Origin of the sequence: Chryseobacterium urinae, assembly GCF_030518295.1 — a bacterium.
Classification (GTDB): Bacteria; Bacteroidota; Bacteroidia; order Flavobacteriales; family Weeksellaceae; genus Chryseobacterium; species Chryseobacterium mucoviscidosis.
Genome location: NZ_JAULSJ010000067.1, coordinates 1 through 4,636, shown reverse-complemented (window position 1 = coordinate 4,636; position 4,636 = coordinate 1). Strand labels below are relative to the sequence as shown.

Below are 4,636 nucleotides of genomic sequence, written 5' to 3'. Positions count from 1 at the left end.
AAAAAAAAATCAAATATTTTTTCTCTTTGCTGACTTCTGAAATACTTTAAATTTAAATAAATCCAATAAAGTCTTTTGTATCTTTTGCGGTTAAATTTAAAATGAATTTAAACAAACTTGTTTTAAACTGCACTGTTTTCCACACCGCTTAAATGTTTTTTCTTAAAGGCGGAAGGTGTTTCTCCGATATATTTTTTAAATAATTTATTGAAATATGAAAGGCTTTCAAAACCTACCTGAAAACAGACTTCTGTAACGCAGTGGTTTTGGAGCAACAATAATTTCGCCTGATTGATCCTGTAATTGTTTACAAAATCTGTAAACGTCATATTCGTCTGTTTTTTGAAGTAACGGCAAAATGCCGGTGTGCTTAGATTCACGTTTTCTGCGATAATATTGACGTTGGGATTCTTGTCGTAGTTTTCGTTGATATAATCGTAAATAGTTCCCATCCGGATTTTATCATTTAAAAACCACTTGATGCGGGTATCTTCGCAGTTCAGCTCTTTTACTTCTTCGGAGTCTGCAAGAATCTGTAAAATCTCGATCAGCCCGACAAAAGCATGAAAAGAATTTTCGTTTTTTATCTGGTGTAGCTTTTCAACGACTTTTTTTTTGGTTTGTCCTGAGAAAGACAATCCCAGATAAGAACGTTCCAGCAGGTTTTTAATGTTTTCAAATTCCGGAACAGGCATAATGTATTCCTGAAGAAAATTTTCGCGCATCTGCAAAACCATCTGTCTGCATTCGGTCTGAATTTTATAATCAAAATTAAGATGAGGAACATTGGAACCGATGAGCAATAGATCGCTGTCTTTGAAGTCTGAAATATTTTTACCGACGTGACGGATTCCGTTGGAAGCTTCTACGTAAACCAGCTCTATTTCAGGATGATAATGCCAGAAGAAACAGTTTTTAAGGGATGGTGAAAACAGCTTAAAAGATTTTCCATCTTCAAATTCAATATTTTCTTTCTGAATTTTCATTATGTTCTCTTTTGATTAATATTTAATTCAAAATTAATTAAAAAAGTTAATACAGAGCAAAAATGAGTCATCTCCGTTAAAGTATAAATGATTATTTCTATCGATTTTTGCACTTTAAAAGAAACAATAAATTATTCAGGATCGTTAAAAGGATTTTAAAATGAAGATAGATAAAAGAATAATACCGTTGGCAATAGGCGGTCTGGGAATCGGAACCACCGAATTTACTATTATGGGACTGCTTCCCGACATGGCGAAAAGTCTGCAGATCAGCATTCCGGAAGCGGGACATCTCATCTCTGCTTATGCTTTCGGAGTGGTTGTAGGAGCTCCGATTTTAATTGGATATTCTGTAAAATTTCCACCAAAAAAGGTTTTGATTGTTCTGATGATGATTTTTACCCTGTTTAATGCATTATCGGCAATTGCTCCGGATTATAACACGATGATGATCATCCGTTTCCTTTCCGGACTCCCGCATGGAGCATTTTTTGGAGTGGGAACCGTGGTTGCCACCCGATTAACCGCAAAAGGTAAAGAAGCGTTCTATATTTCGCTTATGTTTACAGGACTTACGGTTGCGAATCTCGCGATGGTTCCGCTGGTAACGTATATCGGTCATGCATTTCACTGGAGATGGTATTTCGCCATTGTTGCTGTGATCGGGTTATTTGCCTTATTATTTTTAAAACTCTGGCTGCCTATGCTTGAAACCAATGAAAATACTCACTTCATGGAAGAAATGAAATTTTTGAAGAAAAAGCAGTCATGGATGGTTTTAATGATTACTGCGATTGGTTTTGGAGGATTATTTACATGGTTTAGCTACATTACGCCTTTGATGACCATTGTTTCGGGGATTAAAGAAAATCAGATGGCATATGTGATGATTCTTGCAGGAGCCGGAATGGTTGTAGGAAATTTAGTCGGCGGATATTTGTCTGACCGATTAAGCCCCGAGAAAACCTGTGTTTTATTACTTTTTTTAATGATGAGTTCTTTAGTGGGCGTATTTTTTCTTTCAGAATATCAAACTATATCCTTAGTCCTCACCTTTGTTTGCGGTGCCCTGTCGATGTCGGTTGCTGCACCCATTAATATTATGATGATGAAGGCTGCTCCTAAAAGCGAGATGATGGCAGCCGCTTTTATGCAGGCCGGATTTAACTGTGCGAATGCTTTGGGAGCGTTTTTGGGAGGAATACCGCTGGAAAACGGTTATTCTTTTAACTATCCTTCGTTGGTGGGTGTGGGAATGACGTGTATCGGATTGATGATTGCATTCAGATACAAACAGTTATACAGTTCACAAAAAACGGAAGAAAAAGAAATTATAGCAGAATGTGTTTCCTGCGATCAATAAAAGAATCGGCAGTTTCCTCCGGAAACTGCCGATTTTCATAATTTGTAGTTTTTAGAATTTAAATGTGCATCCGCAAACGCTCATTTTGCCTTCTACAACAGTAGTCCATTGTCCGTTCCATGTTCCTCCGTAAGACGCGCAGATTGCAGGACAAACTTCTTTAGCATCTTCGTTGCTCCAGATAGGGCCTGCCAAAACATCTAAGGTATACTCTGAGTCTCCTGTAGGCTGAGTATTCAGCTCAACTTCGATAACGCTCATCTGTCCTTCCACAATGGTAGACCATTGTCCTGTAAATTTTCCTAAATGTGCGGCTGCAATTCGTCCGCCTAATTTTTGTGCTTCGTCATTGCTCCAAAGTGGTCCCGCAATGATGTTGATTTTGAATGTTGACATGATTTTAGTTTTTTGTTTGTTTAACATTACAAATGTAGTCACATCAATGAGAAATATTTTACGTAGAATGTACCAAATTGATAATTAAGTATTTATACTTACAGTTTAATTTTCAGATCAATAAAAAAGACTGCCTTAAAAAAGACAGTCCTCCGTTGTTTTTATAATAAGCAGATTACGCTTCTACTTCATTCCCGTTTTTGCACCAGTACATTGCATTGTAAAGGTTTCCTTTCGGGAAGGATTTGAATTCTCCCGGCATCAGTACGCTGAAGATTTCAGTGAAATTCTGTACATGCTGATTATCCGTTAGAATTGCAGCCCTGTTCCATTTTGTTAGATTTTTTAGTCCTAAAAGTGCATCTTCTAACCATGCACCGGCTGTAAAATTATCCAGATCTGTGTCAAGATACATCAAATAATTCAGTTCTCCAAATTGCTCAATCTTTGCTTTTACCCTTGGCAAAACAAGATTCTCAAAATCCTCTTTCGTCACTTCTCCTGTTGCGTTGAATGCTGCAACATTTTCCGGAGCCTCTGGAATAATTGTTATCATATTATTATTTTTAATGTGGTTTGATTAAACGGTGAAAACAAATATTAAACCAATATTAATTTAAGATGAATAAAAGGCTTAATTATTGTTTATACAGATAAAAACAGTAATATGGATCTTAAATCTAACGAACCTTTCTGGCTTTTGAAAAACGGATTGATTTCTTCTTATCCTTCTTTAAAATCCAATGAAGAATGTGATGTCCTGATTATCGGAGGCGGCATTACAGGAAGTTTAGCAGCTCACCAAATGATGTCTGAAGGATATAAAACAATCCTTATTGATAAACGCGAACTCTGTAACGGAAGTACTTCAGCAACTACTTCCATGCTTCAGTATGAAATAGATGTTCCTCTTTTCGAACTTATTGAAAAAATAGGAAAAAAAGGAGCTGTAGCAAGTTATAAGGCATGTTCGGATTCTATTGATAAGCTTGAAAAGTTAGCCGGTGAAATTAAGTCGGATTCAGGATTTAAAAGAAAAAAATCTCTGTATTATGCTTCCAAGAAAAAGGATGTTGCATGGCTGAAGAAAGAATTTAACGCAAGAAAAGACGCAGGTTTTAAAGTAAAATGGCTTGAAAGTGATGAGGTTTCAAAACAATTCGGATTTGAAAATACATATGGCGGAATTCTATCTGAACAGGGAGCAAGTATTGATGCTTTTAAGTTTGCACATGAATTATTTAAACTAAATGTAAAAAAGGGTCTGCAAATTTTTGACAAAACGGAAATGACAGATGTTGAGTATTTTAAAGGATATAATTTAATTACAGTGGATTCCGGTTTTCAGATCAGGGCTAAAAAAATCATTTACTGCATCGGCTATGAAAGTAAAAGTCTTATCAAAGAACATTTTGTGAATTTAAAAAGTACTTACGCCATTGTTTCGGAAATTGATTCAAAAAAATTTAAAAATATCACCAATACGCTGGTCTGGAATACCGATGAGCCTTATATGTATATGCGGACAACGGATGACGGAAGAATGCTGATCGGAGGCGGCGATGAAGATTTTTATGATGCTGAAAAACGGGATTCTCTTTTAAATAAGAAAGAAAAGGAGATTTTAAAAACGTTGAAGAAAATAAAACCCGATTATCATTTCTACACAGATTTTGTCTGGGCAGGAACTTTTGGCGAAACTAAGGATGGGCTGCCTTATATCGGGGAACATAAGGATTTTAAAAACTCTTATTTTATAATGGGTTTCGGAGGAAACGGAATTACGTTTTCCGTGACGGGAATGGAAATGGTTTCTCGATTCATGAAAGGTAAAAAGCATCTGCTTTCGAAGTATTTTAAATTTGGGAGATGATTTCTGAAGTTTTTTGCA

The 4,636-nt window shown here is 36.1% G+C and carries 5 protein-coding genes; 2 read left to right on the top strand and 3 right to left on the bottom strand.

All coding sequences use genetic code 11. The features are described 5' to 3' along the window. Positions 1-122: 122 nt before the first annotated feature. Positions 123-986 carry an AraC family transcriptional regulator gene (locus QWT87_RS20840; protein WP_302718635.1) on the bottom strand — a complete coding sequence of 288 codons (864 nt, stop codon included), beginning with the start codon at positions 984-986 and terminating at the stop codon, positions 123-125. 160 nt (positions 987-1,146) lie between these two features. Here QWT87_RS20840 and QWT87_RS20835 point away from each other — a divergent pair, with 160 nt between their 5' ends. Continuing rightward, entirely contained in the window at positions 1,147-2,349 is a 1,203-nt protein-coding gene (locus QWT87_RS20835) for an MFS transporter (RefSeq protein ID WP_302718633.1), read from the top strand. Between the two features lie 51 nt (positions 2,350-2,400). Here QWT87_RS20835 and QWT87_RS20830 read toward each other — a convergent pair whose 3' ends face one another. Further along, positions 2,401-2,745, bottom strand: coding sequence for a mannan-binding lectin (locus QWT87_RS20830; protein WP_302718631.1), 345 nt, complete (start codon positions 2,743-2,745; stop codon positions 2,401-2,403). A gap of 175 nt (positions 2,746-2,920) precedes the next feature. Continuing rightward, a complete protein-coding gene (locus QWT87_RS20825; protein ID WP_302718629.1) occupies positions 2,921-3,301 on the bottom strand; it encodes a SpoIIAA family protein in 381 nt (126 codons plus the stop codon). A 111-nt stretch (positions 3,302-3,412) separates the two neighbouring features. On the opposite strand from QWT87_RS20825, the gene QWT87_RS20820 reads away from it, so the two are divergent. Beyond that, positions 3,413-4,618 carry an NAD(P)/FAD-dependent oxidoreductase gene (locus tag QWT87_RS20820; protein ID WP_302718627.1) on the top strand — a complete coding sequence of 402 codons (1,206 nt, stop codon included), beginning with the start codon at positions 3,413-3,415 and terminating at the stop codon, positions 4,616-4,618. Positions 4,619-4,636: the final 18 nt, after the last annotated feature.